At 56.2% G+C, this 4350-nt stretch carries 5 protein-coding genes and 1 pseudogene; 4 read left to right on the top strand and 2 right to left on the bottom strand.

Annotated features, from left to right (window positions below; all coding sequences use genetic code 11):
• The 3 genes from tsaD to folK form a co-directional block, all read left to right on the top strand.
• A partial coding sequence (tsaD, locus tag ABYP39_RS17615) for a tRNA (adenosine(37)-N6)-threonylcarbamoyltransferase complex transferase subunit TsaD (RefSeq protein ID WP_372783897.1) occupies nucleotides 1–1015 on the top strand: 1015 nt, incomplete at its 5' end.
• Nucleotides 1012–1383 (top strand): dihydroneopterin aldolase, encoded by a 372-nt coding sequence (gene folB, locus ABYP39_RS17610; RefSeq protein WP_372749015.1) that lies wholly within the window; start codon nucleotides 1012–1014, stop codon nucleotides 1381–1383. The genes tsaD and folB, both read left to right, overlap by 4 nt.
• Nucleotides 1376–1891, top strand: a complete 516-nt coding sequence (folK, locus tag ABYP39_RS17605; RefSeq protein WP_372783895.1) for a 2-amino-4-hydroxy-6-hydroxymethyldihydropteridine diphosphokinase — start codon at nucleotides 1376–1378, stop codon at nucleotides 1889–1891. Before folB ends, folK begins: the two co-directional genes overlap by 8 nt.
• Here the strand turns inward: folK and ABYP39_RS17600 are convergent.
• Nucleotides 1883–2629: a pteridine reductase gene (locus ABYP39_RS17600; RefSeq protein WP_372783893.1), complete on the bottom strand. Its 747-nt coding sequence runs from the start codon at nucleotides 2627–2629 to the stop codon at nucleotides 1883–1885. The two genes, folK and ABYP39_RS17600, sit on opposite strands and share 9 nt — an antisense overlap.
• A 2-nt stretch (nucleotides 2630–2631) precedes the next feature.
• Complete coding sequence (locus ABYP39_RS17595; RefSeq protein WP_372783891.1) at nucleotides 2632–3726, bottom strand: multifunctional CCA tRNA nucleotidyl transferase/2'3'-cyclic phosphodiesterase/2'nucleotidase/phosphatase; 1095 nt, start codon at nucleotides 3724–3726, stop codon at nucleotides 2632–2634.
• Nucleotides 3727–4045: 319 nt separating this feature from the next.
• Here ABYP39_RS17595 and ABYP39_RS17590 point away from each other — a divergent pair.
• A pseudogene (locus ABYP39_RS17590) lies at nucleotides 4046–4350 on the top strand (hypothetical protein); the annotation flags it as partial.

The following is a 4350-nucleotide window of genomic DNA, read 5'->3' as shown; positions in this document are numbered from 1 at the left end:
CTCCTGCGACGAGACAGGGGTGGCCCTGTACGACGCTGAAAAAGGCTTATTGGCCCATGCATTGTATTCTCAGGTCAGTCTGCACGAGGAATTTGGCGGGGTAGTACCGGAACTGGCCTCGCGCGATCATGTGCGAAAGCTCGCGCCGCTGGTGCGTGAAGTCATGCGTGAAGCGGGCTGTCAGTCTTCAGATATTGACGCAATCGCGTTCACTCAGGGCCCGGGACTGGCCGGCGCGTTGATGGTGGGGGCCTGTTTCGGTCGCTCGCTGGCCTATGGCTGGGGTGTGCCGGCGCTGGGTGTTCACCATATGGAAGGGCATCTGCTCGCGCCAATGCTGGAAGCCGATCGCCCCGATTTTCCTTTTATTGCATTGCTGGTTTCCGGCGGACATACCCAGCTGGTGCGGGTGGATGGCGTGGGCCGTTACCAATTGCTTGGTGAATCGCTGGACGATGCGGCGGGTGAAGCCTTCGATAAGGCGGCCAAAATGATGGAACTCGGTTACCCCGGTGGCCCCAAGCTGGCGGCGCTTGCTGATCAGGGGAACGCGGAACGGTTTGATTTTCCGCGCCCTATGGTCAATCGGCCCGGTCTTGATTTCAGCTTCAGCGGCCTTAAGACCTTCACGTTGAACACGGTGGCTGCGTGCAGGGCCGAATCGGGTCTGACTGACCAGGATAAGGCCGATATTGCCGCTGCTTTTCAGGCGGCGGTAATTGGTACGCTGGTTATTAAATGTCGCCGAGCCCTGAAGCAGGAGGGGCTGAACCAGCTGGTGATTGCGGGCGGCGTCAGTGCAAATCGGCAGTTACGCGCCGCGCTGTCAGATGAAATGAGCAAACTCCGGGGGCGGGTGTTCTACCCGCGGCCGGCCTTTTGTACCGATAACGGCGCGATGATCGCCTATGCCGGGTACTGTCGCTTGGCGGCGGGCCTTAGCGACGATCTGAAGGTTACGGTGCGGCCGCGCTGGCCGATGACTGAGCTTGATGCGGTGGAGGCGGCTGAATGAGCGCGCCGACGGGCGACAAAATCCTGATTCGGGAGCTTCGGGTTAGGGCAATTATTGGTGTTCACCCGTGGGAGCGCCGCATTCCTCAGCTATTACTGCTGGATCTGGAGTTGTCGGTAGATATTAAGGCAGCGGCAGCAACTGAGGACCTGTCTCATACCGTGGATTATGCGGCGGTGTCGGAGCGGCTCACTCACTATATTCAGTTAGAGAAGTTTCACTTGATTGAAACCCTGGCCGAAAGGTGTGCAGCACTGGTGCTGACGGAGTTCGCGGTGCAGACCGTCACCTTTCGGGTCAGCAAACCGGAGGCCGTGCCCAGTGCGCGAACTGTCAGCGTAGAGATTGTCCGGCAGCGCGATGACTGACGTTTTTATCGGCGTAGGTAGCAACATTAACCGCGAGGAGAATATCCTCAGTGGAATTAAAACGCTGCACGAGCAGTTTGGGCATTTGCGCCTTTCACCCCTTTATAGCAGTGCGGCGGTGGGCTTTGAAGGCGACGACTTCCTCAACCTTGTTGTGGGTTTTAGTACGGTGCTTACAGTAGGCGAGTTGAGTCAGCGGCTGCGTGATATCGAGCGATGCCATGGCCGCGCTAACGATGCTCCCAAATTCAGCTCGCGCTCTTTGGATCTGGACATCCTGCTCTACGGGGAAACTGTAGGAGAGGTTGACGGGGTTGTGTTGCCGCGCGCGGAAGTATTGTTCAATGCCTTTGTGCTGCAACCCCTTGCAGATATCGCTCCTCAGTCCTGTCACCCAGTGTCGGGGCAAGCCTACGGTGAGTTATGGCGTGCGATGGCAGCGCAAAACCGTCAGCGACTGGAGCCCTACCACGGGCTCGATGACGCGCTGGCCCGCATTTTACTGTGACAGTGTCCGCCCGCCATCCACGGCGATGATTTGACCGGTAACGTAGGGCGCATCGCACACCAGAAACGCAATGGTTCTCGCGATATCCTTTGGTTCTCCAATGCGTGCCAAGGGCACCTTTTCCTCAATGTTTTTGGCTTCCTGAGCCGAAAAGTCTGATTGTTCTGCGGGCATCAAGATGGCGCCCGGTGCAACCCCATTGACCCGTACTTCCGGGGCGAGCGCCTGCGCCAGTGATTGGGTCAACATCTGCAAACCGGCTTTGGCGCAGCAGTACACCGTGTGGTCGTGCAGCGGGCGTTGGGCGTAGATATCCACCATATTCACGATGCAGCCACCGCTCGCTTTCAGTGTGGGGGCCAACGCCTGTGACAGAAAAAGTGGTGCTTTGAGATTGCTGGCGAACAGGGCGTCGAAATCTGCTTCGCTAATCGTGCCCACGGGTGTGGGGTAAAAATCTGATGCGTTATTGATCAGAGTGTCGATGCGACCATAGCGCGCGCTGGCAGCGTTCGCCAGACTACTGATGCCGCCGGGTGTTGCAAAATCTGCGCAGAGTGTTGCGGCAGAATTGGTCCGTTTGCTGTTGAGTTCTTCGGCAAGCTTTATTGCTGCGTCGGCAGAGCGGCGATAGTGGATTAGTATACGAAAGCCGCGATCATGCAAGGTATCGCAGATTGCCCGACCGATACGTTGGGCACCACCGGTTACCAGTGCCACGGGTGAGGGGTGATTCATGGTTATTCCTGTTGTTGTTTTAAGCGAGCCAGGCGTTCGCTACGCATTGCTTCACCGAGCTCCTTTCCAGTCAAACCCTGTTCCAGAAAGGGGCGACTGTCAACGCTTTGCATAATGGCAATGGCTTCGCTCAGATGATCATAGGATTGCTGAGTGAAAAGCGTTTCTACCTGGCAGAGCGTCCGCAATAACTCTGGACGTCGCAATACATCGCACTTTTCCAGAACTGTCAGCAGTGTGTCAGCAGTTGCAGTTGCTGCCGGTAAAGGTTTGATGCGCGTGTACAACTCGGCCAGTTGGCAGACGTTCTTTGGCGCTGAGCAGGCATGGCCGAGTATTTTAATGTCCTGCGTCGACATTGATCGGGTTGCTGCGGCAAAGCGCGCTTCAATTCCTAGCTGTGCGTCATGGGAGTGTGCCAGCGCTTCCAGATTGTCGGCGTCGAGATGGTGGAGCCAATCAGGGAACAGCGCTTCCAGCGCGCCACAATCGCGTAACACGATCAGCATGATGTGGGGTGATGCTTCCATCAAACCTTTTTGCAGTTCCTGCCAGACGCGTTCTTTTGCCAGGGTTTTGAGTTCTCCGCTGTCGCTTAACGTGCGCATCAGCGCCAGTGTTTCGTTTGCGATTTCGAAGCCGAGGTAGTGGTAGCGCGCTGCAAATCGCGCGGTGCGCAGCACGCGCAGCGGGTCCTCGGCAAAGGCGGGCGATACATGGCGCAATATGCGATTTTTCAGATCCGCCTGACCACCGTATGGGTCAATGATATGCCCGTGGTTATCCATTGCCATGGCGTTGATGGTCAAATCCCGTCGCTGCAGGTCTTCTTCCAGTGTCACATCGGGGGCGGCATAGACTTCGAAGCCGTAGTAGCCGGACCCCTGTTTTCGCTCGGTCCGTGCCAATGCATATTCCTCGTGTGTTTCCGGGTGCAGAAACACGGGGAAATCCTTGCCTACCTGCTGGAAACCCTGGTCCAGCATGGCTTGGGGGGTGGCACCGACGACCACCCAGTCAATTTCTTGGACCGGCCGGTCGAGGAGCATATCGCGGACGGCACCGCCGACTTGATAGGTTTTTTCATTGAACTGCATATCTGAAAACCTGTAGGAACATTACAAATGAAAGGCCTTTGTAATAAAAATTTTTGGATAAATAATGGAATCCTTGTGAGAACTCTGCAATTCTACGCTCCATAACCAAATACTCTGCTCGGCGGTTGCTTGCGGCCCCGAGTATCGCCGATCCGCGGAGTCAATTAAATAAACGAAGACCGTCATCTGTTTTTTTGGACGTCTGTGCGCAAGCAACAGGCGCCATTGAGGGGGAATTCCGGATTTGCAGGCTGCGTCACACTACCGTGCCGGTGCTAGCAACTCTGTGAATGTAAAAGAAGCAAAATAGGACTAGATCATGCATTCAAAATCAGTATTGAAACTTGCGCCGCTGGCGTTGGCCTTGGCTACTATGGTGGGGTGTTCCGGCGGTGGCTCCAGCTCTGGCGGGGCGCCTGCTGCCGCCCAGCCGGCAGTTACAAACCTCAATGGTACCGGCTCGAAGGGGATTGTTATTGGTGGTCTCGTCAACGCCTACGCGATCAATGCCGACGGGACGAAAGGTGACAAGGTTGCCAGCGAAACCGAAACTGATGCCAAGGGGAAGTACACCCTCACTCTCAACGGCAGTTACGTTGAAGGCTCTCCAATACTGGTTGAAAT

It is taken from the genome of Litorivivens sp. (assembly GCF_041625495.1).
GTDB lineage: Bacteria > Pseudomonadota > Gammaproteobacteria > Pseudomonadales > Spongiibacteraceae > Litorivivens.
The sequence above is the reverse complement of the archived record's forward strand: the minus strand, read 5'-3'. Positions and strand labels throughout refer to the sequence as shown.